Origin of the sequence: Synechococcus sp. Lug-A, from assembly GCF_024345655.1 — a bacterium.
In the GTDB taxonomy this organism is placed as follows: domain Bacteria; phylum Cyanobacteriota; class Cyanobacteriia; order PCC-6307; family Cyanobiaceae; genus MW101C3.
In genome coordinates, this window is the sequence record NZ_JAGQBN010000003.1 from 21,770 (window position 1) to 47,271 (window position 25,502).

The following is a 25,502-nucleotide window of genomic DNA, read 5'->3' on the forward strand; positions in this document are numbered from 1 at the left end:
CAGTCCGATTCCTGGCTGGCGATCCACAGCAAGTACCGCAGCACAGGCACCTGGCCAGCCCATGCCCCACCAGGCCCTCCCCCCAGGCCCATACCAGCAACTCCTCACCGAAAGCCTGGAGCAGCAGCTGCGCGACCTGCAGGAAACCCTGGTCGCCACCGACGGCTTTGATCCCCAGGAAGCCCCGCGCCTGTTGGCCCGGCACCTGGCGCGTCTGGCCCTCATTGCCCTGGAGCACCTGAGCGGTGGCGCCACCCCTGAGCACCAGCTGGCCCTGGTGAACCAACTGGTTGGCCTGCTCCAGAGCCAGGCGCCGCGCGCCATCTCCATGGGCGACCTGCTGCACCCCTCCGCCCGGCTGCTCTCGGAGATCCGATCCACGGCGCTTCTGCCCGGCCAGGCCGCAACCATCCGCCCGCTCATCCCCCTGGCCGACAGCACCCTGCTGGTGAACGCCAGCGGCGAACCGTCGGTGGGGCAGGCGCTGATCCACGAAATCCCCTCCGCCCAGCGGATCGACTTGCTCTGCGCCTTCATCAAGTGGAGCGGTCTGCGCCTGCTCCAACCGGCACTGTCTGAGTTCCTGCAGGCCCAGCCCCGCCGCTCGTTGCGGGTGCTCACCACCGTCTACCTGGGCGCCACCGACCGCCGCGCCCTTGATTGGCTGGTGGCCCACGGTGCCGAGGTGCGCGTCAGCTACGACACCCGCCGCACCCGCTTGCACGCCAAAGCCTGGCTGTTCCATCGGCCTGGCCTCTCAGGTAGCGCCCCTTCCTCCACCGCTTACATCGGCTCCTCCAACCTCTCCACCGCCGCGCTGCACGACGGCCTGGAGTGGAACGTGCGTCTCTCCGCCCACGACAACGAGGGCATCCTCGCCAAGTTCCAGGCCGCCTTTGAGAGCTACTGGGAGGAGGGCGAGTTCGAGCCCTACCGAGCCAGCGAAATCGAGCAGCGCCGCTTTGATCGGGCCGCGCGCGAGGAGTCGGCGGGGGACCCAGCAGCAGACGCCACCCCGCTCAGCTTTTTCGACATCCGCCCCTACGCCTACCAGCAGGAGATTCTCGACAAGCTGTCGGCCGAGCGCAGCCTTCATGGCCGATGGCGCAACCTGGTGGTGGCCGCCACCGGCACGGGCAAAACCGTGATCGCCGCCCTCGATTACGCCCGCCAGGCCAGTTCGGGGCGCCCGAGCTTGCTCTTCGTGGCCCACCGGCGCGAGATCCTGCAGCAGAGCCTCGCCACCTTCCGCCAGGTGCTACGCGATGGCTCCTTTGGCGAGCTGCTGGTGGATGGCCAGCGCCCCAGCCAGTGGCGCCATGTGTTCGCCTCGGTGCAGTCGCTCGCTGGGCTGGATCCGGCAGACCTGGCGCCGGACACGTTCGACGTGGTGATCGTCGATGAGTTTCACCACGCCGCATCCGCCAGCTACGAGCGCTGGCTGCGCCACCTGGCGCCCGTCCTGCTGATGGGCCTCACCGCCACCCCCGAGCGCACCGGCGGCGAGCACATCCTGCATTGGTTCGATGGCCGCATCGCCGCCGAGCTGCGCCTCTGGAGCGCCTTGGAGCAGGGCCTGCTGTGCCCGTTCCACTACTTCGGCCTCCACGACGGCACCGACCTGTCGCGGATCGAATGGCGCCGCAACGGCTATGCCAGCGAAGCCCTGTCCAACCTCTACACCGCCGACGACGCCCGCCTGCGCCTGATCCTGCGCGAACTGGCAGACAAGGTCACCAACCTGGCGGCGATGCGGGCCCTGGGCTTCTGCGTGAGCGTGGAGCACGCCCATTGGATGGCCCGCAAGTTCGTGGCCGCCGGCCTGCGCGCCGCCGCCCTGGATGCCTCCAGCCCCCGGGAGCAGCGCGCCGAGCAGATCCGCCGCCTGCGCTCCGGCGAGCTGCAGATCCTGTTCGCAGTGGATCTGTTCAACGAAGGCCTCGACATCCCCGAGATCGACACGGTGCTGTTCCTGCGGCCCACCGAGAGCGCCATCGTGTTCCTGCAGCAGCTCGGCCGCGGTCTGCGCCTCTGCCGGGGCAAGAGCTGCCTCACGGTGCTGGATTTCATCGGCCAGGCCCACCGGAGCTTCCGCTTCGATTTGCGCTACCGCGCCCTGCTCGGTGGCACGCGCGACCAGCTGGAGCAGCAAATCAAAGATGGCTTCCCCTTCCTGCCGGCCGGCTGCAGCCTGCAGCTCGATCGGGTGTCGAGTGAGCGGGTGCTTGCCAATTTGCGCGAGTCGCTGCCCACGCGCCGGCCCCAGCTGCTCGCCGAGGCCCGCCGCCTCGGGCGCTGTTCGCTGGCGGGGTTGCTGGAGGGGCTTGGGATGGAGCTGGGGGAGTTTTACAAGGTGGCGGGCTCCTGGGCGTTGCTGCAGCGGGAGTTGGGGTGGGTGGCGGCGGGGGCGGCCTCAGGGGAGCCCACGGCGGATGAAGAGAGGTTGGGGCGGGGCATCGCTGGCGGCCTGCTCCACCTGGATGACCCGGAGCGGTTGCGCTGGCTGGCGGATCAGCTGCGGCGACCCATCGCGCCTGATCCAGCGGGCTTCGATCCGGAGACGGAACGCAGCTGGCGCATGCTGATGGCCCAGCTCTGGGGCAGCGGCCGGCAGCACGTGCCCCTGGCCGAGGCCCTGGTGCGGCTCTGGGCCGCCGCTGACCTGCGCGCCGAGCTGGTGGAGTTGTTCGAGCTGCTGCACGAGCGCACCGACCACCTGGTGAGCCCGCTCGACTGGGACCGCGCCGATCCGCCCCCCATCCCCCTCAAACTCCACGGCCGCTATTCCCGCGCCGAGGTGTTCGCCGCGTTTGGGTTGTTGAACGAAGCGCGGTCCTTCCCCGGCCGGGAGGGGGTGTTCTTTGACGAAGCCACCCAGTGCGACGTCTTCTTCATCACCCTCAAGAAATCAGAGCGGTTGTTCTCCCCCACCACCCGCTACAACGATTACGCCATCTCCCCGTGGGAGTTCCACTGGGAGAGCCAGAGCCTCACCCGGGAAGCGTCCACCACTGGGCAGCGATACATCCACCACGTTGAGCGCGGGAGCCGGGTGATGCTGTTCGTTCGGGAGGAGAACAGGCGTGGTGGGGTGACGCTGCCGTTTCTTTGCCTGGGCTTTGCCGACTACGTGAGCCACGAGGGCGAGCGGCCCATGGCGATTCGCTGGCGGCTGCACCGGGCGATTCCGGCTGCGTTCGTGCCGGAGCTGGCGTTGGCGGTGTGAGGGACTGAAAGGTCCATTAACCTGACCCCATGGACACGGTTGCCCCGCTGCTGCCCTTACTGGCCGATCGGTTGGAGCCGCTCAGGCACCTCTGCAACCGCTACGGCGTGGATCGGCTCGAAGTGTTCGGCTCGGCGGCGAAGGGCCTGTTCGACCCCGCCAGCAGTGACCTGGACTTCATCGTGCAGATGACAGGCCAACGGGAGCCTGGCTACGCCCGACGCTTCTGTTCCTTCGCCGATGAATTGGAAGCCCTCTTCGGCCGTCCGGTCGATCTCTTGACGGAATCCATGATTCACAATCCCTATTTCCGGAAGGACGTGGACGCCTCACGCCGGCTTCTCCTGGAACTCTGACATGCGAAGGGAGGCGCTGAAACGCCTGCTTGACGCCTTGGAGGCAATCGAAGCAATTGAACGCTTCATCGAGAACTGCACGCTTGACCACTACCTTGACGATGAGCTGATCCAATCAGCTGTGGAGCGCAAATTTGAAATCATCGGAGAGGCTCTCAAGCGAGCACTTGAAGCCGATCCAAGTGTGCTCGTGATCATTCCAGATGTACGTCGCATCGTTGGAACACGGAACAGAATCATCCATGTGTACGAAGCCGTGGATCAGCTGATTCTCTGGGATTCGATCCAGAATGACCTGCCTGGCCTGAGATGCTCTCTCTTGGCAGCGTTGGACAAGGATCCTCCCACCACTTAGCCATTGCTACTCTCACCGCCGACGCCCTGTGCATCCACCGCGAAGGCGTGATCTGGCACCGGACCTGCGCGACCGACCTACAGTTCATCAGCCTGCGCAAAAGCTAAGCCCTCTTCTCCCCCACCACCCGCACCCGCGACCTGGCCCTTGGCCCCTCTCGGTTCCATTGGCGGAGCCAGAGCACCGGCGCGAGGCCGGCCGGGCCGGGGGTGTCACCGAGCCGTTCCGGTGTCTGGGGTTTGCCCGCGATGAGAGCCACGAGGGTGAACGCCGCTTGGCCACCCGCCAACGCCTTGGTCGCCGAAAAGGTGTAGACCCTACTCAGCCCCGGTAGAAGCGTCAGGAACATCATCGAGCTTCTGGCAGACACCCTTTGAGTTCCACTTGGCGGGTTCAAGATCCGTGAACGAACCGGTTTCACCCTTGTAGCTGAGGTTTTGGAGATCGACGGTGTTGGTCTCCCACTCCATCTGGGGGCGATACCGTTTGACCTCCCAGTGAACCTCCTGCGAGGTGATCCTCACGAGCGTCTCATCCACCAGACCTCGCGCAGCCGGATCTGGGATGTCGGAGTTCCAGAAGGTGTTCGTCCTGTCCAACGTACGGGGATCCAGTTCCTGTACTTGTTGCTGGCGGGGATTGACGCGGACGGCCTTCAGCGAACCTTCCTCCAGCTGGCAACGCAGCAGAAAGGGCTTCGGCTTCAGGAGATGCTCACAGCCAGCGAGAAAGAAGGCCAGTGTCACCATCACCAGGTGCCGTGTGCAGAGTGGGAGCATCAGTGGAGGACCCAACGCTGAATCCAGATCCAGACCAGCAGCTTGGTTCAGGTGTCCTGCCTCGCTACCAAGGTGTTCACGAACCGCATCAACCAACCGCAGACATCAACCATCTCAGCGATAACCTCCGTGTGGCTGCCGCCCTGCTTGCAGCTGGGGGTGGTGTTGCTGTCTTTCCTGTTTGTTGGCCCGTGGGATTGGGCGCACGCCGGGCAGCATCGTTCCCACCCGAACTCCGCGGCGGTGCTGATGCTCGGTTCCATCCTCCACTGCCACAACCTCGATGATCCGTCTCACTGCAGCTCAACCTGAGCTATTGCGGTTGCTGGGGGAGCGCGGTGGGGCGCTCACCGCCGGAGAGGCGGCATCCCGCACGGGCCTCTCCCTGGAGCTGGTGGAGCGCCAGCTGCTGGAGCTGGCGGTAGCCGTTGGGGCGTCTCTGCGGGTAAGCGACGACGGCAGCGTGGCTTATCACTTCCCACGCCATCTTTGGCGAAGGTTGCTGGCGCGTTCCTGGCGGTTGCGGTTGGGGGCCACGCTCAACTGGCTCTGGCGGCAGTCCACCCGGCTGGTCCGCCTTGTGATCGGCACGCTCCTGACGTTGCTGGCGTTGCTGCTGGTCACTGGCCTGATGGTGACCGGCCGGATTCCGGCCTCCGCGGAGTTCCTCAAAGCCATGGCTGGTCTGCTGCTGCACGTTGTGCTGGGCGTGGGCGACAGCGTGGCCGGCCTCGCCAGGGGCCGCCGCCGTCAGCATGATGATCCGGTCGCCTTGCAACGGCAGAAAGCCATCCAGGACGACCTGGAGCTTCTGGAGTCGCTGTTTTCGGTGCTCTTCGGCGATGGCGATCCCAACCGCAACCTGGAGCAGCGGCGTTGGCGCCGCATCGGCTGCTTCATCGCCCATCGTGGTGGAGCCGTGATTGCCGAGGATCTGGCCCCTCTGCTGGATCTGCCCCGCCGGCCCGCCGACGGTGAACGGGCCGGTGAGATCGCCGATGCCGCGATGCTGCCGGTGCTGCTGCGCTTCGATGGCCGCCCGGAGGTGAGTGAACAGGGCGAGTTTGCCTATCACTTCCCGAGCCTGCAGGTGTGCTCCGGGCTCGCCAAGCCTGCACACGGCCGTGGCCAGGCCCTTGCTGCGGATCGCCCCTCACCACCGCTGCGGGAGCGGCGGTGTGTCTTCAGCCGGGCAAGCTCGGACGTGCGCTGGGCCTACGCCGTGCTCAGTGGCGCCCTGCTTCTGCTCGCCCCGATGCTGTTCGATATCCTTCGGACCACGCCGCCCCTGCTGGCGGGCCTGGCCTGGTTCAGCATCGGTTACGCCCTTCTGCTGATCGCGATCCCGCTGCTGCGGCTGGCGGCCCTGCGCTGGCGCAACCGCCCCATTGTGGAACGCAACAGTCTTCGCACCGGCTGGGCGCGCAGCGCCAGCTCCCCCACAGGGCGCCTCGACCGCAAACGATCCTTCGCCCGCAGCTTCGCCCGCCACCGGCACCTCGGCACAGACGGCTTGGCCTACACGACCGAGAAGGGAATGCTTGAGCAGGAGATTGAGTCCTGATCGCTGCTCAGCATCACCTTGGCGAAGCTCCGCGGGAAGGGGCACGGACTCGCTGTTGCCCCGCATGGACACACGGCTGGGTGTGGACAGGTTCGGCTCAGGACGAGCAGCTGTAGTGGGACACCCCTCCGGCGTTGAAGAACTCCCTGGGCTTGAGGCGGTCGTAGGTAGGCGCCAGTTCCGGGCTCAACTCTGCGTAGGGATGGCGAAACACCGCCTGTAACTCCTGGATCGCTGTGGTGTCGCCTTCGGCAGCCTGTTGATAAGCCGGTGCGATCAGCCATTCACGCCAGGTCACTGCCGGGTTCACACGCTTCATCGCTGCAGATGTCTCGTTGAGGTTGCCATTGGCCGTGACTTGTGCACGCCAGCGTTGCAACCACTGCGTCCATTGCGCATCGAGCTCATCTGAATTCGGCAGGTAGAAGCTCTCATTCAAAGCGGAGAGTTGCTCGGGAATGGCAGACAGCCTGCGGAAAAAGATCGTGTAGTCGACCTTGGAGTGCACCATCAGTTGCAGCAGCTCGTTCACCAACGTGGTGTCGTAGGAGATCAGGCCGAGCTTGCTGGCCCACATCGCCTCGATCTCCTGCTGCATCGCTTCGGCGAAGCCGTCGCGGATCTGATCCAGCCTGGCCAGGGCCTCCGTGTTGTCCTCGAGCAGTGACCGCAGGGCGGACCAGAACATCTGGAAGTTGGCTTCAGCCGCTGCCGGTTGATTGAAGAAGCTGAAATGCTCGCCGCCGCCGGTCCAGGGTTGAAATCTGGGATCAAACAGTTCACAGAAGCCGAAGGGCCCGTAGTCGAGGGTGTAGCCGCCTGCCGCGCAGTTGTCGCTGTTGAAATTCCCCTGGCAGTAGCCCACGCGGATCCAGTTCGCCACCAGTGAAGTGAGCCGCGCGCGGAACAATCCCGCCAGCTCCAGCACCTGGTCGCTGAACTGCAGACCCGGATCAATCTCCTGCCGGTAGTTGCGCTCGATCAGGTGGGCCACGATCATCCGCAACTCGTTCAGCGCCTCCGGATGGGCCTGGCGGCGGACACGGCGGGCGAACAGCTCCAGCTGGCCCACACGCAGGAAGGAGGGCGCCACGCGTGTGGTGATCGCTGCCGGGTTGTTCACCAGGATGTCGGGATCGAACGAGCGGGAGTTCGGCGTGTACCAGGGCCGGCGCACGGTTTCGGATCGGGACACATAGAGCGTGAGGGAGCGCGAGGTGGGCACCCCCAGGGCGTGCATGAACTCCTGCGCCAGAAACTCGCGCACGCTGGAGCGCAGCACGGCGCGGCCATCGGCGCCACGGCAATAGGGCGTGGGCCCACCGCCCTTCAGTTGCATCTCCCAACGCCGGCCGTTGAACACGCCTTCGAACACGGAAAGGGCCCGGCCATCGCCGTAGCCGTTGCCGGTGCCGAACGGGCACTGCTGGATGTATTCGCTGCCGTAGATCGAGAGGGCGTAACCAGTGGCCCAGCCGTAGGGCCGCATCGGTTCTGTGGCCGCGCTGATGTCGCCGGAAAACAGCCGCCGGAACTGGTCGTCGCGGACCAGTGATTCGCTCAGGCCCAGCTCGTGGAAGAGGGTGCTGCTGTGTGCCACCAGCTCTGGCGCTGGAAGCGGCGTGGGCGTGACCGGCACGTAATGACCGGAGAACACCTGACGGGGCTGGTGATCAACGCCATCGACCGTGGCCTGCGGATCCGCCCGTAATGAATCCAGCAGCGAGTAGTCGGCCCGTTGGGCAAACGCCGCGAACGTGGTTGTTGTCGGCTCAGCTGTTGTCGGCGCTGGTGCCGCGGCTGGTGCGGGCTCTGTTGACGGCGCGGATATCGGCACGGATGACGGCACGGAACGTTCGGGTTGGGGCGGCCTGGGCAGGGCCCTGACGCTGAGGCCCCCATCCTGGCGAAGCGGAGCGCATCAGCGGCCCTTCAACAGCGCCACATACCGCTGCACCGCGCTGCGGTGATCGGTGTCGGCCCGCAGGGCGATGAAGCCGTCGGGCCGCACGGCCAGAAGCGTGAGGGGCCCCAGACTCAGGCTGGACGCTTCCTCCAGCCGTAGGGACACCACCGCCTCCACCAAGACCTGCGGGACCGTGCCGGCAGCCCTGTCGGCCTCCAGTTCGGCCTGCAGGCACGCGAGTGCCTCCGGGGGCGTCTCGGGGCCCGCCAGCAGCAGCAGCGTGTGGCCGCACCGGTGTGTGAGCGTGTGCAGAAGGCTCGCGCCGGCATCGGGTGGCACCGCGATCGTGGTGGGCAGCCGTTGGCCGGCGCCTAAGCCGAAGGCTTCTGCGAAGCCGTGGGGCTGGCCCTCGCTGCCGCTCAAGATCGCCGAGCTGGCGTAGCTCACGTTCATCTCGGCTTCCGCCACCGCTTCCTGCTGGCTGGCCACCGGATTGGCCAGCATGGCGGCGATCGCCCGGTCGCGGGCGGCACGCTCGCCGCTGTCCTGCAGTAAGTGGGCCTGCTCGGTGGCGTCGCTGGAGCGGCAGATCTGCTGCGCCACCGGACGCCGCTCCTGCTCGTAGCTGTCCAGCAGGGAGGAGTCAGCGGCGCCTTGGTGCACCAGGGCCAGCTTCCAGGCCAGGTTGGCGGCATCGTGCAGCCCGCAGTTCATGCCGTGCCCCTCGGCGGGGGAGCACACGTGGGCGGCATCGCCGGCCACAAACACCGGCCCGGCGCAGAAGGCGCTGGCCACCCGGCTGTGGCAGTGGAAACGGCTGGGATTTTCCACGGCGCTGAAGCGGGCCTCTGGCAAGTAGCGCCCCAGCACGGCGGCGGCCTCCGCCACCAGGTCGCCCTGGTCGCCTGCGGGCCGCAGGTACACCCGCCAGCGGCCCTCGGGCAGGGCCGTGAGGATCAGGGGCGATGGGTCGAGGTAGGCCGCATTGACCTCGTGGCTCTCAGCCCAGCCCTCCACCGCGGCATCGAACACGGCCCAGGGGCGGGCGATGCCATGGCCATCGAAGCTGAGCCCGCTCAGTTCGCGGGTGGTGCTGCGCAGGCCGTCGCAGCCCACCACCCAGCGGGCCTGCACGGTCTGCTCCCGCCCATCGCAGTCCACCGTGGCGGTCACGCCGTCGTTGTGGGGCTGGAGAGCCACCAGCCGGCAGGAGCGGTGCACCGTGCCCCCCTCCCCCTCGAGATGGTCCTTGAGGATCGCTTCGGTCACCTCTTCGGAAAGGCCGAGATTGAAGCCGTAGCGACTGCCGCAGTCGGCCAGATCCAGTTCCCCCAGCCGCTGGCCATCGGCGTGGATCAGGATTCTTCGCTGCCGGCAGCCAGCTTCGAGAAACCGGTCCACCAGCCCGAGCGCCTCGAAGATTTCCAGCGAACGCGGGTGGATCACCGTGGCCCGGTCCCAATGCAGGGCTTCAGCGCGGGCGTCGATCAACAGGTTGGGAACGCCGCGGCGCTGCAGCTCTCCGGCCAGCAGCAATCCGGTGGGGCCAGCTCCCACCACGAGCACGCAGGTTTGGCTGGGAAGGGACAGAACCATGGCGCCCGGGCAGGTCAAGTCACCGCGAGGCACAGTAAATCGACCCAGGGGCGCGGGCGCAGTCGAGGCCTTGGCGATGCGATACGCCTGGTGTGGAGGGTGCACCCGCTGGCACGCCCAGCGGTCAGCCTCCCTGGCCGATGTCGTGGTGCTGGAGCGCGGCCCTTACGAAGCCGGAACCACCGGCCAGAGGATCACCGTTGCCACCGGCGGCATCGCTGCGCCGATGCTGGCCGTGCGCCTGACGGGTCGCGTTCTCCACCCAGAGCCCTGAAGCGGCCCTGCCGCCGAGCTGTTTCCCCCCATGACCATCGCCCAGCTCAAGCTGTTTCACGCCCCCGCCACCCGCAGCGCCCGTGTGCGATGGGCGCTGCACGAGGTCGTGGGCGAGGCCTTCGTGTTGGAGCGCCTCGATCTGGCGGCGGGCGACCAGTTCGCCCCCGCCTTTGCGGCCCTCAACCCCAACCGTTCCGTGCCGGTGCTGCAGGTGGTCCGCGACGACGGCAGCGTGCAAACCCTGATCGAGAGCGCCGCGATCGTGCTGTTCCTGGCGGACGCCTCCCCCGCCGCCTGCCTGCTGCCCCCCGAGCCCGCCTCACCGCAGCGCGCCGACGTGCTCCAGATGCTCCAGTTCGGTGCCACCAGCGTCGATCGCCTGCTCTGGCAGCTCCGCCTGCACGAGAAGCTTCTGCCACAGCCGGAACGAGACCCCGGTGAGGTCGAACGCGCCCGCCGCCGCTTCCAGCAACAGGTGGAACCCCAGCTGGCCGAGCGCCTGCGCCAGCACCCCTACATCTGCGGCAGCGCCTTCACTGCCGCCGATCTGGTCATGGGCCACAACGTGCTCTGGGCCCGGTCCATGGGTCTCTGCGGCGAGCGCATCTTCCAGCGCTACCTGGCCCTGCTGGGCCGCCGCCCCGCCTTTGCGCGCGCCTTCGATGACATCAAGACCGTCACCCCTTGACGCCTGCTGCGCAGCAGCAAGGGGCAATGGATCGCAGTTTCAGCCCAACGCCTGATGCCAATGGCAAAGCGGCCCCTGGCCGCCGCCGATCGCCAGGGCATGGCGCAAGCCGCCCGCCACGAAGGCCTTGGCGGTCTGGATCGCCGCTGCCAGTGCGGCGCCACGGGCCAGCTCCGCTGTGATCGCCGCCGAGAGGGTGCAACCGCTGCCGTGGCTGTGGGGCGTGTCGATCGGGGCCAAGCGAAACCACTGGATGCGGCCGTCACGCCACAGCACGTCGCTGCCGCGCAGGCCCCGCAACCCGCCGCCCTTGATCAGCACCGCCTTGGGCCCCAGCGCGGCGATGCGCTCCGCCGCCAGTTCCAGATCGTCGGCGCTCTCCAGCGGCCGCCCGACCAGCAGCCGTGCCTCCTGCACATTGGGGGTGAGCAGGTCTGCCAGCGGCAGCAGCTGGGCCTTGAGGGCCTCGATCGCCTCCGGCTCCAGCAGCACCGCCCCTGCCCGCGACACCATCACCGGATCGATCACCCGGGCGGCCGCCAGCGGGGCGATCGCGGCGGCGGTGGCCTCAATCAAGCCCTGGTTGAGCAGCATGCCGGTCTTGAGGGCCGCCACCGGCAGATCCCGCGTCACTGCCTCCACCTGGGCCCGCAAGGCCTCGGGGGGCAGGGCGTCCACCCGCTCCACGCCGCGGGTGTTCTGGGCCGTGACGCAGGTGATCGCCGAGCAGCCATGCACCTGCAGGGCGCTGAACGTTTTGAGGTCGGCCTGGATGCCGGCGCCGCCGCCGGAGTCGCTGCCGCCGATGGTGAGCGCAATCGGGATCAAGGCCATGGCAAGGGCAGCGACGCACCGTCTCTATCGCAGCCCCTCCAGGAAGGCGATCACTTCATCGCACCAGAGAATCCACTCCTGCTCGAACAGGATGCCGCGGCGCAGGGTGAGGTAGCGGTACTGCTCCTGCAGCGGCAGATCGGTCTGGCTGAGGAACAGCGCTTCCTTCTCCCGGTAGGACGCGAGCTGGCCGGCATGCACGCCGCGGCGGCGTTGCACCTCCGCCAGCAATTGGTCGGGATCGGCGTAGGGGCCGCCGAGCACCTTCACCAGCAGGTCTTCGCGGATCGGCGTGGGCATCGAGGGTTCGCTGGCCCACTGGCTCAGCTCCCGCCGGCCCGCCTCGGTGATCGCATACACCTTGCGGTCCGGCTTGCCGTGCTGCGGCACCACCTGGCAGCAGGCCCAGCCGTTCTGCTCAATCCGCCTCAGCTCCCGGTAGATCTGCTGCTGGCTGGCCGTCCAGTAGCAGGCCATCGATTCCTCGAACTGCTTGCTGATGTCGTAGCCGCTGGCCTCCTGCTCGCAGAGCACCGTGAGGATCGTGTGCGCCAGGGCCATGGCAGGGCAGAGATCGCAACGGCTGGCACCTGATCCTCACCCAGCCGCCGGCGGCAGTGATTGACCTACTCAAAAAGTTGTGCATACACTGACGCACATACTCAACCTATTGAGTAACTAGTTGAGCGGCCAACGCCGGGGGCCACTCCCTCTGCCCGCACGTCACTCCCCGCACGCCACTGCCCGCCTCCAGCCCGCCATGGATTCCGCACCCGCTGCCACGCCTGCCCGCCCCGACACGGCGTTGCGGCAGGCGTGGCGCGGTTCCCTCCAGGGCCGCTGGGTCCGCTGGGGCCTGCCGCTGGCTGCCACCACGGCCGTCGCCCTCGCCCTCTCGCCGGGCCTGCGTCCCCGCCCACCCGCGATCCGCCCCCTGCCGGTGGCGGTGGTGAGGGCCGAACCGGTGAGCAGCTACCTCACCACGCGCGCCTACACCGGCGAGGTGGTGGCCGGCCGCAGCAGCAAACTCGGCTTCGAGCTGGGCGGCACCCTCGAGCAGGTGCTGGTGGAGGAGGGCGACCGGGTGGCCAGCGGTGAGCCCCTGGCCCGGCTCGACCGTCGACGCCTGCAGGCCCAACGCCAGCAGGTGCTGGCCCAGCGGCGGGTGGCATTGGCCGGGGTGGAGGAGGTGCGCCAGCAACTGGTCCTGGCCGAGCTGCAACGCAAACGGCGCCAGCAGCTGCTCGCCCAGGGCGCCATTGCCCGCGAGGAACTCGACCAGCAGACCCAGAGCAGCGCCGTGCTTCGCAGCCGCCTGCTTCAGGCGGAAAGCCAGGTGGACGATGTGAACGCTCGCCTGCGCCAGATCGATGTGGACCTGGCCCGCAGCGTTCTGGTGGCACCCTTCGCCGGCACGGTGAGCCAGCGCCTGCTGGATGAGGGTGTGGTGGTGAGCAGCGGCCAGGCCCTGCTCACCCTGGTGGAGGCGGCCCCGCAGGAGGTGCGGGTGGGCCTGCCCCCTGCCGTCGCCAGCGGCCTGCGCCCGGGCGAGAGCCATCCCGTGCAGGTGGGCGATCGCCGCCTGCAGGCCAGCGTCAGCGCCCTGCTGCCGGAACTTGATGCCGCCAGCCGCACCGTCACCGCAGTGTTGCGGCTGCCGGTGAACGATCTGCCGGTGGGAGCCACCGCCCGGCTCAGCCTGGAGCGCCGCGAGCAGGGCGAAGGCTTCTGGCTGCCCACCACGGCGCTGGTGGCGGCGGAAGGGGGGTTGTGGTCGGTGTATGTGCTGGAGGCGGCGGCCGGTGGCAGTAGCGCCCCGTCCCAGGGGCAGCAGGTGGGTCGCCGCCTGGTGGACATCGTGCACAGCGAAGGGGAGCGCTCGCTGGTGCGCGGCACCCTGCGCCCCGGCGAGCGCGTGATCGCCACCGGCACCCAGCGCGTGGTGCCGGGCGTGTGGGTGCAGGAGGCGAACTGATGGGCGAGCTGTTCCATCGCAACCGGCAGCTGCTGCTGCTCAGCGTGCTGCTGGTGCTGGTGTGGGGGGTCAGCTCCCTGCTCACCCTGCCGCGGCTGGAAGACCCGCTGATCAGCCAGCGCAATGCCCTGGTGATCACCACCCTGCCCGGCGCCACGCCGGAGCGGGTGGAGGCGCTGGTCACCAAACCGCTGGAGGAGGCCCTGCTGGAACTGGAGGAGGTGGAGGAGGTGTCGTCCACCTCCGGCTCCGGCAGCTCGGTGATCGCCGTGGAGCTCAAGGATGCGGTGCGCCCGGTGGCGCCGGCCTGGAGCAGGGTGCGCAGCAAGCTGGACGACGCCACTCCGCTGCTGCCGCCGGAGGCCAGCGAGCCGGAGTTCCGCGACGGCAACGTGGGCGCCAGCGCCCTGATCGTGGGTCTCACCTGGGAGCTGCCCGGCCCCGCCGATCTGGGTCTGCTCTCCCGCCTCGCCGACGACCTGCAGACCCGCCTGCGCGCCCTGCCCGGCACCAACAAGGTGGAGATCAGCGGCGAACCCCAGGAGGAGATCCTGGTGGAGATCGGCGCCCGCGACCTGGCCCAGCTGGGCCTCACCGCCCGCGACCTCTCCGAACGGATCGCCGCCAGCGACGCCAAGGAGGCCGCTGGGCAGGTGCGCAACGAACGCGGCGAACGACTGCTGCAGGTGGATGGCGCCCTCGATTCGCTCGAGAGGATCCGGGCCATCCCGCTCAGCAGCGGCGCCGATGGCGCCACCGCCCGCCTCGCCCAGGTGGCAGTCGTGAGCCGGGGGGTGCGCAGCCCCGCCGCCCAGCAGGCGCTCGTGCGCGGCCGCCCCGCCGTGGTGGTGGCGGCCACGGTGGCCCCGGACGTGAGGCTCGACCACTGGGCCCAGGGCGCCCGCCAGTTGCTGGAGGAGGTGCGCAGCACCCTGCCGGCGGGCCTGGGCCTGCACACCGTGCTCGATCAGAGCCGCTACGTGGAGGAGCGCCTCGATGGGGTGATCGGCAACCTGATCAGCGGCTCGCTGCTGGTGGTGGCCGTGTCGGCGTTGATGCTTGGCGGCCGCGCCGCCCTGGTGGTGGGGGCGGCCCTGCCGCTCACGGCGCTGATGGTGTTCGGTTGCCTGCGGCTGCTGCAGGTGCCGCTGCACCAGATGTCGGCCACCGGGCTGGTGATCGCCCTGGGCCTGCTGATCGACAACGCCATCGTGGTGGTGGAGGAGCTGCAGCAACGCCTGCGGGCGGGCACCGCTCCCGGCGAGGCCGTGCGGCAGACCGGCCGCTACCTGCTGGTGCCGATGCTGGCCGCCACGCTCACCACCGTGCTCTCCTTCGTGCCGATCGCCACCTCACCGGGGGCGACGGGGGAATTCATCGGCAGCATCGGCCTCACGGTGATCCTGGCGCTGCTCTGCTCCCTGCTGCTCTCGCTCACGGTGATCCTGGCCCTGGCCGCCCGGCTGCACCGCTGGCAGCCACTGGGGCCCGGCGTGCGCTGGTGGGAGCAGGGCCTGGCCATTCCCGCCCTCGACGGCCCCTACCGCGCCGCCCTGCAGCAGGTGCTGCGCCGTCCCTGGCGCGGCCTGGCGCTGTGTCTGGTGCTGCCGGTGGTGGGCTTTGCCAGTTTCGCCAGCCTGGAGCGCCAGTTCTTTCCCCCCACCAACCGCGACCAGTTCCAGATCGAGCTGCACCTGCCGCAGCAGAGCGCCATCGCCCGCACCGAAGCGCTGGCGCTCCAGGCGCGGCGCCACATCCGCAGCCATCCCCACGTCGACGACGTGCACTGGTTTCTGGGCGAAAGCGCGCCGCAGTTCTTTTACAACGTGATAGCCGACCAGGAGAACGCCCCCCACTACGCCCAGGGCCTGGTGCAGCTGCGCAGTGCCGAGGGCCTGCGCGACACGATCCGCGCCCTGCAGCAGAGCCTGGATCGCCGCTTCCCGGAGGCGCAGGTGCTGGTGATGCAGCTGGAGCAGGGTCCGCCGTTCGTAGCGCCGATCGAGCTGCGCCTGCAGGGCCCCGACCTGCAGCAACTGCGCCGGCTCGGCGACGACCTCAGGCAGCGACTGGCCCAGCTGCCGGCGGTGACGCACACCAGCGCCAGCCTGAGCGAGGCCCTGCCACGCCTGGCCCTGGCGGTGGATGAGGAGCAGGCCCGCCGCAGCGGCCTCGACAACCGCGCCATCGCCCGCCAGCTGCAGGCCGGCCTCGATGGTGCCGTGGGCGGCTCGATCCAGGAGGGCACCACCACCCTGCCGGTGCGGGTGCAGGTGGCCGAAACGCAGCGGGGAAACGCGGGGCAGGTGGCGAGCCTCGATCTGGTGGCACCCAGCGGCGCCGGCACGGTTCCCCTGGCGGCTTTGGCCTCCTTGCGGCTGGAGCCTGAGCTGGCCTCGATCGCCCGCCGCGACGGGCAGCGCATCAACGCCGTGTACGCGTATCTCGCCGCCGGCACCCTGCCCAGCTCGGTGCTGGCCGAGTTCAGCCAGCAACTGGAGCGCGACGGCTGGCAACTGCCGGCTGGTGTGGAGCTCAGCTACGGCGGCGAAGCCGACGCCCGCGGCGATGCGGTCAGCAGCCTGCTCTCCACGGCGGGGGTGCTGATGGTGCTGATGACCGCCACGCTGGTGCTCTCCTTTCGCTCCTTCCGGCTGGCGGCCCTGATCGGTTCGGTGGCGGTGCTGGCGGTGGGCCTGGCGGCGCTGGCGCTCAGGCTCAGCGGCTCGCTGTTCGGCTTCACGGCGATCCTGGGCACGCTCGGCCTGATCGGGCTGGCGGTGAATGACTCGATCGTGGTGCTCAACGCCCTGCGCACCGATCCGGCCGCCGCCGGCGGCGATCCGGCCGCCAGCACCACCGTGGTGCTGCACAGCACCCGTCACGTGCTCGCGACCACCCTCACCACCGTGATCGGCTTCCTGCCGCTGATGCTCGATCCCACCGGCTTCTGGCCGCCACTGGCAATTGCGGTGTCCGGCGGGCTGGTGGGCGCCACCGCCTTGGCGCTGTTCTATGTGCCGGCCGCCCACTCCCTGCTGATGCGAAAGCCGGCGCGGGGGCCGGTGGCGACGCAGGGGCCTGTGGCAGCAGGGGTGAAGGCGACGGCCATCGCCCCACCCCGATGCTGATCTCACACCCTGTCACAACTTGGCCATGGCGCTTCCCGGCAGGCTGGGTAGGGTCTGCCCATCTGTTGGCTGCCTGGTTGAAGATGCCGCTCACGGGTCGATCTGGCCATGTCCTGGTGCTGGCCGCCGCCCTGGTCGGCGCGGAGCCGGTCCAGGCGCAGCAGTCGAAGCAGCAGGCGGAGGCCAACCGCGACCGCTGCTGCAATGGTGTGCTGATCGGCGGGGCCAGCGGCGGTTGCGTGATCAACCGGGGCGTGAACGAAGGCACATGAGGAGCTCCCGCCTCCTCGGTGTGATCGTGCTGCTGGCCTCAGGGGCCGGGGTGGTGCAGGCCCTGCGTGCCAGCGGGCCCTTCGAGCCGCTGTCGGCGCCCGGCCGGCTGGAGCTGGCGGGTGAGACCCGCAAGCTGGCCGCCCCGCTCAGCAGCAGCGGCGTCAGCCCGCGCCTGGTGCAACTGCTGGTGCAGGAAGGCGACAGCGTGCAGCGCGGCCAGGTGCTGGCCCGCTTCGACAGCGGCCCTGCCCTGCAGGCAGAGCGCCAGTTGCTGCAGCGCCGCTCCGAGCAGCTGCGCCTCCAGGCAGACCGCGTTCAGGCCGATGTGGAACGCTTCCGGCCGCTGGTGCAGGTCGGGGCCCTCTCCCGCGCCGATCTGCAGCAGCGCGAGCAGCAGTTGGTGGAGCTCCAGGCCGGCATCGAGAGCAACCGCCAGGCCATCGCCCGCACCGACGTTGAGCTGGAAAACAGTGCCTTGCGTGCCCCGATGGACGGCAAGGTGCTGCGGCTTTACGCCCGCGTGGGCGAGCGGCCGGGGGTGATGAACGTGCTGGAGCTGGGCACCAGCGACCGGCTCGAAGCGATCGCCGAAGTGGATGCCAGCGATCTGACCCGCATCCGTCTGGGCCAGCCGGCCCGGATCAGCAGCCTCAGCGGCGCCTTCCCCGGCAGCCTGGCGGCGCGGGTGCGCCAGGTGAATCCCGCTGATGGCGCCCCCACCGATGGCGTGGTGGATGTGCAGCTGGAGCTTGACCCCGCCGATGCCCGCCGTGTGCGGCAACTGGTGGGACTGCGCACGATCACCCGGTTTGCCACCTGATCCGGAGCCAGGGATCCCTCAGCTCGCTGCAGCGTCAGCCAGCTTCGGTGGGATCGGGGTCCTGCAGAAACTGGCTTGCCGCCGGGATCTCACCCTCGCTAGCGCTGCGCTGGAAGGCCAGCCAGCGGAAGTCACCCAGGGCGGTGGGATCCACCAGCCGTAGCAGTGCTTCGCGGCGTGCCAGCAAATCGGCCAGATCCATGCCGTGCCCGCTCGATTGCTGCAGCCCGTGCAGGCGCTGGGCCAGGCCCAGGGCGAGCAGGGCTTCGCCCTGGCGGCGCTGGCCCAGCAGCTGCCAGCCGCTGGCCGCCGCTGCCGCCACCAGGCTGTCGATGCACAGGTGGGCGGTGAGATCCCACGCGCCCGGCTCCAGCAGGGGATCGCCGCTGGCCCGCTGCTCCCGGTAGGCCATCAAGGTGCCGTCGCAGCGCGAGGGCGCGTAGTAGCGCCAGGCCTCCAGGGCGTAGTCGATCACCAGCAGCCGTCCTTGCCCCAGCGCCGCGCCGCAGGCCGCCAGCCAGGGCTCCAGGCCAGGATGCAATTCGCTGCACCAGCCCGCAGGCCGCTGGGCGCCCGGCGTCGCCAGCCCCAGGGGTTGCAGCCGCGCCACTGCCTCCGGCTCCAGGGGGTCGCCCGGCTCCAGCCGCAACGTCCCCTCGTGGAGTGTCACCCGCTGGCGGCGCCAGGCCGACCCGTCCGAAACGATCCGCTCCACCGCCAGGGCATCGAGCACCTCATGGGCGACCACCACGCCGGCCAGCGGAGCGTCCGCCAGCTGCCGAAAACTGCTCCAGCGCACCGGCAGCGGGCAGTGCTGCAGCCGCTCCCGCTGGCGGGCGGCCATCCCGGCATTGGGTTCCACCAGCACCAGTTCGGTGCGAGCAGCCAGCTGGGGCCAGCCGGCCACCAGTGCCTGCGCCAGTTGCGCCGCCAGCTGCCCCTCGCCCGGGCCTGTCTCCACCAGCGACAGCGTCCTGGCGGCGTCCAGCTGCTGCAGCCACTGGGCCAGCTGGGGGGCCAGCAGGGCGGCGAATTCCGGGCCGAGCGCAGGGGCGGTCACGAAATCACCGGCGCGGCCGATGCGCAGACGGCCAGCGCCGTAGGCGCCGTGCTCGGGATCGTGCAAGGCCCACTCCATGTAGGTGCGGAAGGGCACGCTGCCGCCTGCCGCTTGAAGGCGCTGTTGCAGCCAGAGGGGAACGGACACGGGCAGGCCTGGCGTTAAGGAGAATCGGAGCACATTGAACCTGCCGCATGGGCCGCTCCTCCGTCTCCCGCTCGCCGGCCTCGCCCGCGCCCCGGCGTCACGCCGCGGCAGGGTCCTGGCTGGCGCTGCTGGCCGCCCTGCTGCTGCTCTGGCCCTCGCCGGCCGCCTTCGCGGCCGACAACCCGGAGCTGCTGCCTGATCACCCCACACCCGTGATCGATCTGGCACGGGCGCTCACCGATGGCCAGCGCGCCGCCCTGGAAGACAAGCTCGACCGCTTCGAGGATTCCAGCGGCTGGAAGCTGCGGGTGCTCACCCAGTACGAGCGCACTCCGGGCCTGGCGGTGAAGCAGTACTGGGATCTCGACGAGCGCAGCGTGCTGCTGGTGGCCGACCCCCGCGGCGGCAACCTGCTGAACTTCAACGTGGGCGATGCCCTGTTCGCGCTGATGCCGCGCACCTTCTGGGTGGAGCTGCAGACCCGCTACGGCAATCAGTTCTATGTGCGCGACAACGGCGAAGACGGCGCGATCGTGGCCGCCCTCGGCGCCGTGCAGACCTGCCTGGAGCGCGGCGGCTGCCAGGTGGTGCCGGGCCTGCCTCAGGAGCAGTGGCTGCTCACCTTCTGCACCTCAGTGCTGGGCGGCCTGATCGTGGGCTTCGCCGCCTACCCGCGCAAGGAGGGCGACACCGTCGCCTGGAGCTGGGTGCTGCTGCTCTCACCGCTGTGGGTGATGCTCTTCGTGGTGTTCGGCCTCGGCCCGGTGGTGACCCGCACCTCCGATTGGCTGCCGGTGCTGCGCAACAGCCTCGGTTTTCTGGGCAGCTCTCTGGCCGCTTACCTCATCGCCCAGCGCACGGTGGGCAAACCTCCGGTGGGCAATGCGGGCGGGTGATCTCAGCGGCTGAGCGCTCAGGGGGTAGGCGTCACCTGCTCTAGCGCACAGGAAAGAGTGTCGTTGTCGCAGACCGGGGGCGGCGTGGGGATGGTGGCCACTTCGATGCGCACGTTGAGTGAAGCGCGCAGCTCGGCCAGGTTGGCTTCGTAGAAACGACGCAGCTCATCGAAGCGCTTCACCGGCTGGCCGTAAAAGCTGTTGCCGGCCAGGGTGGGGAAGGACGCCCATTCCGGGGCCAGCCGGGCGGCCAGCTGGGGGGTGAACACGCCACGGTCGGCTTTTTCGAGTGCGCCGCGGCGCTGAATCAGGAAGATGGCGGCCTGATCCTGCACATGCGGCCCGAAGCCATTGAGGCCCATGCGGCTGCTGGCCATGGTCCAGGTGAAGGGCATGAACTGGTAAGCGCCGGCGGCAGCACTGGCGTAGCCAGGTGTGCGGTTCACCCGGTTGGGATGACGATCAAGCGAGGGCATCAGGCTGCCGCCGAACATGATCCAGTAGCCCCGGTCTTCACCGCGGGCCCAGGTGCCTTCGGCGAAGCGAATGGTGTTGAGCAGCGCGCGGCGCTCCGGGGTGATCACGAAGAAGCGGGGATCCTGCGGCACTTCACTGGGCAGGGCCACCGCCATGGAGTGAGGACCGGTGATGGCGGGGGCCGGAGCCGGGCGACGGATCTCCTGCCACAGGAACGGCGTTCTGGGCACTGCAGCGTGGGCAGGAGCCGCCAGAGCGAGCGCGGCGGCGGGCAGCAGCAGGTGGCGGGCAGCGGAGCGGAGAGTGCGCAAAACGGGGATCGGAGTGAAGGGGACGTGGGAAAGGAAGAGGGCGGAATCCTGAGGGGGACTGCCGGTGGCTAGGCGCAATCGGTCAAAGGTTTGTTGTTTCCGTTGCGCATTCGCGTGGGAATGAAAAGTCTGTGAATCGGCTGAGAAGTGACCCTGAACCTTGACGTAGCGGCTCAGATGTGCAGGTCAGTTTCTTGTTTCTGGACCGTCGTAGAGAAGGATGAATCCATCGCGGCGGGTTTGGTTCGGCACAATGTGACAAACGCCAACATGGATCCAAGGGTTATATGTGCCAATCGCACGACTGTCCACCAGTTATCTTGAGGCGCCGCACGGTTCTGATCACTGTTGAGCACTGAGTTTTTTGCTGCTCCGATCAATCTGCGCTGGTTGATCAGATCTGCTGATTGAAGCCACTCAGTAGTGAAATACACCAGAACGGCTGCGCTGCAATGCTCCCCAGCGATCAGCGCTGTTGTTCAGGGCTCCATCCCTTCGGCCAGTTGCACCAACTGAGCCGCCGCTTGCTGAGCGCCATCGGCTGCCAGCGGACCGTCGCTGGGGGGCAGCAGCGGCTGGTCGAGCTGCCAGTCGCCGGCCAAGAGCTGCGGCTGGCTCAGCAGCCGGTGCCGGCCGTGGCGCCGCAGCCAGCCTTCCAGCACCGCCGCTTCAGCGAAGCCATGGCGCTCCACCAGATGCACCCCCGTGCCCTGGCCCAACGCCTCACAGAAGGTGCTGTAGCCGGCCTTGCTGATCTGGCGGCCGCACAGCCGCATCAGCTCCAGGGGGCGCACGTCCGCCGGCAGCAGGTGCACATTCGGCGCCGCCGCCGCGCTGGCGTCGGTGGTCACAAAGGTCCAGCCGGTCCAGCGGGCGTAGGGCTCAGGGCCCAGGGCAAAACCCAGCCCACCGAAGCTCACCATCACGCAGCGCTCCCGCTCGGCCGGCAGGTCGAGCCGCTGCCGCAACGCGTCCGCCGCCAGCTGCGGCGCTGCTGCCGTCAGGCCCACCGCCGTCTCCGGCAGGCCCCAATCCATCGCCATCGAAAACGGGCAGCGGATCACGTGCGTGCCGCGGCGGTAGTCGTGGTGGAAGCGCTCGGCCCAGTCGAGGAAGGCCCCCCCCATGGGCGCGTAGATGTCGTCCCAGCCGAAGTTGCCCATCCACACCAGCGGCCGCCGCACCAACGCCGCCAGCCGCGCCGCCGCCGGCGGCACATCCCCCAGCAGCAGCACCGGTTCCCCCTGCTGCTGCAGCCAGTGCGCTTCCGCCTCCAGCAGCGGCGGCAGCGAGGCAGTCACGGCCTCCAGCGCCGCCAGGGTGGCGTCTCCATCCACACCGAGCGCATCGGCCTGAATCGCGCCCACATCCCAGCGCAGCGGGCGATGCTCGAACGGCACCCCCGCCAGGGCCAGCTGGAGAAAGGAGGGCGGCAGCGAAGTGGAGAGCACCAGCCGCCAGCGTGGCCGGAGCGCCGCCAGCGCCAGCAGCACCGAGGCCACCCGGGAGCCATGGCCGAAGCCGTGGCCGCTCACGCACGTATAGATCAGCACGGCACGGCCAACGGTTGCTGCACCAGCAACTGTTCATAGAGCAGCTCACCGCCGGGGTGGTACCAACGGTGGCTGGCGCGCCGCACCCTGCCGTCCACCAGTTCCACCCAGGAGAAGTGGCGCAGGGCGCGGCCCTCCTGATCGACGCCGTGGCGCGGCACACAGGCGCTGTTGAGATAGGCGGTGCCGCTGCGGTCGATCACAAAGCTGCGGCGCAGGCCCCGGCCGCGCTTGAGCGCGTGGTGCATGTGGCCGAACACCACCAGCGGCACGGGCCGGTGGCGGCGGATGCGCTCGATCGCCAGGGTAAGGTCCTGGTCGCCCCAGTCACACGCGGGTGGTTTCCAGTCGCGACCGCAGGGGTCCTGGGCCTCGCTGCCCAGACCGGCCGGCCCACTGTGGGCCAGCAGCAGCAGCGGCAGGGCCGGATCGGCCGCCAAGGCGGCGTTGGTGATGCGCTGGGCTGAATCGTCGACGCTCATCGGCCCCCAAACCGCCTGCACCGCCTGTGAGAGATGGAAGCCACCGCCGGCGCTGCCGGGCCGGGCGCCCACCACCGCCAGCCCCGGGGGCTGCAGCTGCCGCAGCGCCCAGCCGCAATGGCGATCACCCAGCAGCTCGATCTGGCGCCGCAGGCAGCGGCCGCTGGCATCACGGCCGGCGTCATGGTTGCCGAGGATGCAGGCCAGGGGCAACTCCAGCCGCCCCAGGCTGGCGGCGATGCGCTCCTGGCCATCGCTGAGGTCGCCGACCACCAGCACCGCATCAGGAGCGAGCCGGTGGAGCAGATCCACATCGCTGGCATCCCATTGCCCGTGCAGGTCGCCGGCGATCGCAATGCGCATGCGGGCCGGGCCCCGTCCCTAGGGTGGTGTCATCTTGGCCCAGAAGCCTTCTGGGCGCCGTCCGCGACACCCTCCACTCCCGCCATCGACACCGTCACCACCAGCCCGCTCCCTACCAGGCCGCTGATCGTCGGCCCCGTTCCCGCCCGGCACGCGTTGCCGCAGGCGATCCGGGAGCTGGCCAGGCAACGCCGCGCCGTGATCCTGGCGCACTACTACCAGAACGCTGAGATCCAGGACATCGCCGATGTGATCGGCGATTCGCTCGAACTCTCCCGCCGCGCCGCCGACACCGACGCCGAGGTGATCGTGTTCTGCGGCGTTCACTTCATGGCCGAAACCGCCAAGATCCTCAACCCCGGCAAAACGGTGCTGCTGCCCGATCTGGAAGCGGGCTGCTCCCTGGCCGATGCCTGCCCCGCCGAAGCGTTCGCCGCCTTCCGCGCCCAGCACCCACACCACTACGTGGTGAGCTACATCAACTGTTCGGCGGCGGTGAAGGCGCAGAGCGACCTGATCTGCACCAGCAGCAACGCCGTGAGCCTGGTGCAACAGCTGCCCGCCGACCGGCCAATCCTGTTCGCACCGGATCAGAACCTGGGCCGCTGGGTGGCGCGCCAGAGCGGCCGTGAACTCACCCTCTGGCCCGGCAGCTGCATCGTGCACGAAACCTTCAGCGAGCAGGCGCTGCTGAAGCTGCGGCTCGATCATCCCGGGGCCGAGGTGATCGCCCACCCGGAATGCCTGCCCAACATGCTGGATCTGGCCGACTTCATCGGCTCCACCAGCAAGCTGCTGCACCGCGCCGAAACCAGCGAGGCCACCGCTTTCATCGTGCTCACCGAGCCGGGCATCCTGCACCAGATGCGCCTGAAGCTGCCCCATAAAACCTTCTATGAAGTGCCCGGGCAGGACGGCTGCAGCTGCAATGCGTGCCCTTACATGCGCCTGAACACGCTCGAGAAGCTCTGGCACTGCCTGGCCACGCTGGAGCCGGCGATCGAGCTGGATGAAGCGGTGCGCACCCGGGCGCTGCTGCCGATCCAGCGCATGCTGGAGATGAGCCGCTGAGCGTGGCCTTCGCGCCCTGCCCTGGCTCGAGGCCGGCGACCGAGCCCGGCTGTTGATCGCGCATCGCCATGCTGCCGCCGGGCTCCCTGATCCAGCACACCCCCCAGGGGCTCTACTGCCCGGCCGCCGACGCCTGGATCGACCCCTGGCGCCCGGTGCCACGCGCCCTGCTCACCCACGCCCACGCTGACCACGCCCGGCCCGGCAGCCAGGTGTACTGGGCGGTGGGCAGCGCCGCCGGCGTGCTGCGCCAGCGACTGGGCCAGGGCATTGATCTCCGCCAGATGGCCTACGGCCAGGAGCTGCGCCTCGGCGATGCCACCGTGTCGTTTCACAGCGCCGGGCATGTGCTGGGTTCGGCCCAGGTGCGGATCAGCGCTGGCGGTGAAACCTGGCTGATCAGCGGCGATTACAAGCGTGATGCCGACCCCAGCTGCGTGCCGTTCGAGTCGGTGCAGGCCGATGTGCTGATCACCGAGGCCACCTTCGGTCTGCCGGTGTATCGCTGGCGGCCTGGCCAGGAGGTGGCCGCCGAGATCCACGCCTGGTGGAAAGGTGCCCCGGAGCGGCCCTCGATCCTGTTCTGCTACGCCTTCGGCAAGGCGCAGCGTCTGCTGGCGGAGCTGCACCAGCTGGGCGTGCGTGAGGAGGTGCTCCTGCATGGCGCCGTGCAGACCCTGATGGCGCCTTACCGCGAGCAGGGGATCGCCATGCCGCCCACCCGGCCCGTGAGTGAGCTGCCCCGCAGTGAGCCATTGGCGGGCCGGCTGGTACTGGCGCCACCGTCGGCGCATCGTTCGGTGTGGATGAAGCGGTTCAAGGCACCGCAGACGGGCTTCGTGAGCGGTTGGATGGCGGTGCGCGGTGCCCGGCGGCGGGGCGGCTACGAGCGGGGCTTCGTGCTCAGCGACCACGCCGACTGGAACGGTCTGCTCACCACCGCGCGCCAGAGCCGCGCCCAGCAGGTGTACGTGACCCACGGCCAGAGCGACGTGCTGGCCCGCTACCTGCGCGACGTGGAAGGCATCAGCGCCGAGCCCCTCAGCGGCGGCATTGCGGCGGAGCGTGGGGAAGAGACGTAGGGGGGGGTGTGACCGTTGATCTGGTGTACGGAATCCGCGAGCCCTGAAGCTCTGCATCAGACGGCACACCTTGGCGTCGCGACTTGACTGCCTTCGTGCGTCGATGGGTTCGCTGTTGCCGGCCTTAACGGGCAGAGTTGCTTGCCTTCGGATGGAGGGTTGCCGGCGAATGATGAAAGCGAATGGCTGCTGACTGCAGGCTGAACCTTCATGAATTGCCGGTACACTTGCAGCGGCGACCCCTCCAATGCTGTTGCTCCCGGTTGTCCTCCGTGCCGGCT

22 protein-coding genes are annotated in these 25,502 nt (G+C 68.9%); 13 read left to right on the forward strand and 9 right to left on the reverse strand.

Annotated elements, in window-relative coordinates; genetic code table 11:
• The first annotated feature begins 61 nt into the window (after positions 1-61).
• From KBY86_RS02870 to KBY86_RS02880, 3 genes are read left to right on the forward strand one after another with little or no spacing between them, the layout of a single operon-like run.
• Positions 62-3,226 (forward strand): DUF3427 domain-containing protein, encoded by a 3,165-nt coding sequence (locus KBY86_RS02870; RefSeq protein ID WP_255140107.1) that lies wholly within the window; start codon positions 62-64, stop codon positions 3,224-3,226.
• 29 nt (positions 3,227-3,255) lie between these two features.
• On the forward strand, positions 3,256-3,582 hold the full coding sequence (locus KBY86_RS02875) for a nucleotidyltransferase family protein (protein WP_094510609.1): 327 nt from the start codon (positions 3,256-3,258) through the stop codon (positions 3,580-3,582).
• 1 nt (position 3,583) lies between these two features.
• The gene (locus KBY86_RS02880) at positions 3,584-3,937 is read left to right on the forward strand and encodes a DUF86 domain-containing protein (RefSeq protein ID WP_255140108.1); all 354 of its coding nucleotides are present in this window, start codon (positions 3,584-3,586) and stop codon (positions 3,935-3,937) included.
• 317 nt (positions 3,938-4,254) lie between these two features.
• On the opposite strand, the gene KBY86_RS02885 is transcribed toward KBY86_RS02880, so the two are convergent.
• The gene (locus tag KBY86_RS02885) at positions 4,255-4,686 is read right to left on the reverse strand and encodes a hypothetical protein (protein WP_255140109.1); all 432 of its coding nucleotides are present in this window, start codon (positions 4,684-4,686) and stop codon (positions 4,255-4,257) included.
• A gap of 313 nt (positions 4,687-4,999) precedes the next feature.
• Here KBY86_RS02885 and KBY86_RS02890 point away from each other — a divergent pair, with 313 nt between their 5' ends.
• Entirely contained in the window at positions 5,000-6,280 is a 1,281-nt protein-coding gene (locus KBY86_RS02890) for a hypothetical protein (RefSeq protein ID WP_255140110.1), read from the forward strand.
• Between the two features lie 97 nt (positions 6,281-6,377).
• On the opposite strand, the gene KBY86_RS02895 is transcribed toward KBY86_RS02890, so the two are convergent.
• The gene (locus tag KBY86_RS02895; protein WP_255140304.1) at positions 6,378-8,111 is read right to left on the reverse strand and encodes a YdiU family protein; all 1,734 of its coding nucleotides are present in this window, start codon (positions 8,109-8,111) and stop codon (positions 6,378-6,380) included.
• Between the two features lie 90 nt (positions 8,112-8,201).
• On the reverse strand, positions 8,202-9,782 hold the full coding sequence (locus tag KBY86_RS02900) for an FAD-dependent monooxygenase (protein WP_255140111.1): 1,581 nt from the start codon (positions 9,780-9,782) through the stop codon (positions 8,202-8,204).
• Between the two features lie 76 nt (positions 9,783-9,858).
• Here KBY86_RS02900 and KBY86_RS02905 point away from each other — a divergent pair, with 76 nt between their 5' ends.
• Positions 9,859-10,056, forward strand: coding sequence for a hypothetical protein (locus KBY86_RS02905; protein WP_255140112.1), 198 nt, complete (start codon positions 9,859-9,861; stop codon positions 10,054-10,056).
• Between the two features lie 30 nt (positions 10,057-10,086).
• Positions 10,087-10,746, forward strand: coding sequence for a glutathione S-transferase family protein (locus KBY86_RS02910; protein WP_255140113.1), 660 nt, complete (start codon positions 10,087-10,089; stop codon positions 10,744-10,746).
• A gap of 39 nt (positions 10,747-10,785) precedes the next feature.
• On the opposite strand, the gene thiD is transcribed toward KBY86_RS02910, so the two are convergent.
• Positions 10,786-11,580: a bifunctional hydroxymethylpyrimidine kinase/phosphomethylpyrimidine kinase gene (gene thiD / locus KBY86_RS02915; protein ID WP_255140114.1), complete on the reverse strand. Its 795-nt coding sequence runs from the start codon at positions 11,578-11,580 to the stop codon at positions 10,786-10,788.
• Between the two features lie 24 nt (positions 11,581-11,604).
• Positions 11,605-12,141, reverse strand: coding sequence for a PadR family transcriptional regulator (locus tag KBY86_RS02920; protein WP_255140115.1), 537 nt, complete (start codon positions 12,139-12,141; stop codon positions 11,605-11,607).
• 199 nt (positions 12,142-12,340) lie between these two features.
• On the opposite strand from KBY86_RS02920, the gene KBY86_RS02925 reads away from it, so the two are divergent.
• From KBY86_RS02925 to KBY86_RS02940, 4 genes are all read left to right on the forward strand, one after another.
• Positions 12,341-13,555, forward strand: coding sequence for an efflux RND transporter periplasmic adaptor subunit (locus KBY86_RS02925; protein WP_255140116.1), 1,215 nt, complete (start codon positions 12,341-12,343; stop codon positions 13,553-13,555).
• Positions 13,555-16,686, forward strand: coding sequence for an efflux RND transporter permease subunit (locus KBY86_RS02930; RefSeq protein WP_255140117.1), 3,132 nt, complete (start codon positions 13,555-13,557; stop codon positions 16,684-16,686). Before KBY86_RS02925 ends, KBY86_RS02930 begins: the two co-directional genes overlap by 1 nt.
• Before the next feature lie 65 nt (positions 16,687-16,751).
• The gene (locus KBY86_RS02935; protein WP_255140118.1) at positions 16,752-16,958 is read left to right on the forward strand and encodes a hypothetical protein; all 207 of its coding nucleotides are present in this window, start codon (positions 16,752-16,754) and stop codon (positions 16,956-16,958) included.
• Entirely contained in the window at positions 16,955-17,779 is an 825-nt protein-coding gene (locus KBY86_RS02940; protein ID WP_255140119.1) for an HlyD family efflux transporter periplasmic adaptor subunit, read from the forward strand. The genes KBY86_RS02935 and KBY86_RS02940 overlap by 4 nt, the downstream gene beginning before the upstream one ends.
• Before the next feature lie 34 nt (positions 17,780-17,813).
• Here KBY86_RS02940 and KBY86_RS02945 read toward each other — a convergent pair whose 3' ends face one another.
• Positions 17,814-18,986 carry an SAM-dependent methyltransferase gene (locus KBY86_RS02945; RefSeq protein WP_255140120.1) on the reverse strand — a complete coding sequence of 391 codons (1,173 nt, stop codon included), beginning with the start codon at positions 18,984-18,986 and terminating at the stop codon, positions 17,814-17,816.
• Positions 18,987-19,033: 47 nt separating this feature from the next.
• Here KBY86_RS02945 and KBY86_RS02950 point away from each other — a divergent pair, with 47 nt between their 5' ends.
• Entirely contained in the window at positions 19,034-19,882 is an 849-nt protein-coding gene (locus KBY86_RS02950; protein WP_255099271.1) for a TPM domain-containing protein, read from the forward strand.
• Positions 19,883-19,899: 17 nt separating this feature from the next.
• On the opposite strand, the gene KBY86_RS02955 is transcribed toward KBY86_RS02950, so the two are convergent.
• The 3 genes from KBY86_RS02955 to KBY86_RS02965 form a co-directional block, all read right to left on the reverse strand.
• Positions 19,900-20,670, reverse strand: coding sequence for an endolysin (locus KBY86_RS02955; RefSeq protein WP_315855830.1), 771 nt, complete (start codon positions 20,668-20,670; stop codon positions 19,900-19,902).
• Between the two features lie 479 nt (positions 20,671-21,149).
• Positions 21,150-22,223 carry a hypothetical protein gene (locus tag KBY86_RS02960; RefSeq protein WP_255140121.1) on the reverse strand — a complete coding sequence of 358 codons (1,074 nt, stop codon included), beginning with the start codon at positions 22,221-22,223 and terminating at the stop codon, positions 21,150-21,152.
• The gene (locus tag KBY86_RS02965) at positions 22,217-23,068 is read right to left on the reverse strand and encodes a TIGR04168 family protein (RefSeq protein WP_094510775.1); all 852 of its coding nucleotides are present in this window, start codon (positions 23,066-23,068) and stop codon (positions 22,217-22,219) included. Before KBY86_RS02965 ends, KBY86_RS02960 begins: the two co-directional genes overlap by 7 nt.
• A 123-nt stretch (positions 23,069-23,191) precedes the next feature.
• Between KBY86_RS02965 and nadA the strand changes: the two genes are divergently transcribed.
• Together nadA and KBY86_RS02975 are read left to right on the forward strand one after the other, a co-directional pair.
• Positions 23,192-24,139, forward strand: a complete 948-nt coding sequence (nadA, locus tag KBY86_RS02970) for a quinolinate synthase NadA (RefSeq protein ID WP_255140308.1) — start codon at positions 23,192-23,194, stop codon at positions 24,137-24,139.
• A gap of 68 nt (positions 24,140-24,207) precedes the next feature.
• A complete protein-coding gene (locus KBY86_RS02975; RefSeq protein ID WP_255140122.1) occupies positions 24,208-25,221 on the forward strand; it encodes a ligase-associated DNA damage response exonuclease in 1,014 nt (337 codons plus the stop codon).
• Positions 25,222-25,502: the final 281 nt, after the last annotated feature.

Excerpts from the sequence above, each read along its gene's own strand:
- KBY86_RS02870 (WP_255140107.1), top strand. The coding sequence starts at position 62 with ATGCCCCACCAGGCCCTCCCCCCAGGCCCATACCAGCAACTCCTCACC.
- KBY86_RS02875 (WP_094510609.1), top strand. The coding sequence starts at position 3,256 with ATGGACACGGTTGCCCCGCTGCTGCCCTTACTGGCCGATCGGTTGGAG.
- KBY86_RS02880 (WP_255140108.1), top strand. The coding sequence starts at position 3,584 with ATGCGAAGGGAGGCGCTGAAACGCCTGCTTGACGCCTTGGAGGCAATC.
- KBY86_RS02885 (WP_255140109.1), bottom strand. The coding sequence starts at position 4,686 with ATGGTGACACTGGCCTTCTTTCTCGCTGGCTGTGAGCATCTCCTGAAG.
- KBY86_RS02890 (WP_255140110.1), top strand. The coding sequence starts at position 5,000 with ATGATCCGTCTCACTGCAGCTCAACCTGAGCTATTGCGGTTGCTGGGG.
- KBY86_RS02900 (WP_255140111.1), bottom strand. The coding sequence starts at position 9,782 with ATGGTTCTGTCCCTTCCCAGCCAAACCTGCGTGCTCGTGGTGGGAGCT.
- KBY86_RS02905 (WP_255140112.1), top strand. The coding sequence starts at position 9,859 with ATGCGATACGCCTGGTGTGGAGGGTGCACCCGCTGGCACGCCCAGCGG.
- KBY86_RS02910 (WP_255140113.1), top strand. The coding sequence starts at position 10,087 with ATGACCATCGCCCAGCTCAAGCTGTTTCACGCCCCCGCCACCCGCAGC.
- thiD (WP_255140114.1), bottom strand. The coding sequence starts at position 11,580 with ATGGCCTTGATCCCGATTGCGCTCACCATCGGCGGCAGCGACTCCGGC.
- KBY86_RS02920 (WP_255140115.1), bottom strand. The coding sequence starts at position 12,141 with ATGGCCCTGGCGCACACGATCCTCACGGTGCTCTGCGAGCAGGAGGCC.
- KBY86_RS02925 (WP_255140116.1), top strand. The coding sequence starts at position 12,341 with ATGGATTCCGCACCCGCTGCCACGCCTGCCCGCCCCGACACGGCGTTG.
- KBY86_RS02930 (WP_255140117.1), top strand. The coding sequence starts at position 13,555 with ATGGGCGAGCTGTTCCATCGCAACCGGCAGCTGCTGCTGCTCAGCGTG.
- KBY86_RS02940 (WP_255140119.1), top strand. The coding sequence starts at position 16,955 with ATGAGGAGCTCCCGCCTCCTCGGTGTGATCGTGCTGCTGGCCTCAGGG.
- KBY86_RS02950 (WP_255099271.1), top strand. The coding sequence starts at position 19,034 with ATGGGCCGCTCCTCCGTCTCCCGCTCGCCGGCCTCGCCCGCGCCCCGG.
- KBY86_RS02965 (WP_094510775.1), bottom strand. The coding sequence starts at position 23,068 with ATGCGCATTGCGATCGCCGGCGACCTGCACGGGCAATGGGATGCCAGC.
- KBY86_RS02975 (WP_255140122.1), top strand. The coding sequence starts at position 24,208 with ATGCTGCCGCCGGGCTCCCTGATCCAGCACACCCCCCAGGGGCTCTAC.